Consider the following 829-nt stretch of genomic DNA (forward strand, 5'->3'; position numbering starts at 1 on the left):
CACCGATCCTGTCCGCCGCCACAGCGCCGGCCGCCGCATCGATCCCCGTCACCCCGACAGCCCCGGCCGCCGCCGACGAGGCCGGCTGGGATACCCGGTCGGTCGTTGCCGCCGGCCCGCCCTGGCGCGGCGGACGGGCGAGCCCGCCGACGGTCTCGGTCTCGTCGGACAGGCGGCATACGGTGGGCCGCAGGTCACTCGCCGCGAGGGTGCGTAGCAGCCGCGTCCCGGTCGCGAAGTCCGGCACCGACCAGCCCTCGAAGATCCGCCGCGCCGGCAGCGGCCGGACCCGCGCGACCACCTGGGTGATGACGCCGAAGGCACCCTCGGAGCCGAGCAGCAGCTCGCGCAGGTCCGGCCCGGCCGCCGATGCCGGCGCCCGGCCGAGCTCCCAGGAGCCGACCGGGGTCGCCACCCGCAGCCCGACGACCAGGTCGTCGAAGCGGCCGTAGCCCGCGGATGCCTGGCCACTCGACCGGGTGGCAGCGAAGCCGCCGATGGTGGCGTACTCCCAGGACTGCGGGACGTGCCCGAGGGTCAGACCGTGCTCGGCGAGCAGCGCCTCGGCGCGCGGTCCGCGCAGCCCGGCGCCGAGCTCGGCGGTGCCGGACTCCCGGTCCACCCGGCCCAACGCGGCCAGCCTGGCCAGATCGAGGGCGACCACCGGCCGTTCGGCGGGCCCGGCGGGTTCGAGTCCACCGACGACGGAGGTGCCCCCGCCGAACGGCACGACGACGATGCGCTCCCGGCTCGCCAGCCGCAGCACCGCGAGCACCTCGTCGTGATCCGCGGGCAGCACGACCGCGTCGGGCGCGGCGCCGGCGTCGCC

General features: G+C 77.7%; 1 protein-coding gene. It reads right to left on the reverse strand.

What is annotated here, in order from left to right:
- Positions 1-829: FAD-binding oxidoreductase (locus ND748_RS33075; protein ID WP_251750165.1), on the reverse strand; the 829-nt coding region annotated here is incomplete at both ends.

The sequence above is a fragment of the Frankia sp. AiPs1 genome (assembly GCF_023716945.1).
Taxonomy (GTDB): Bacteria; Actinomycetota; Actinomycetes; order Frankiales; family Frankiaceae; genus Frankia.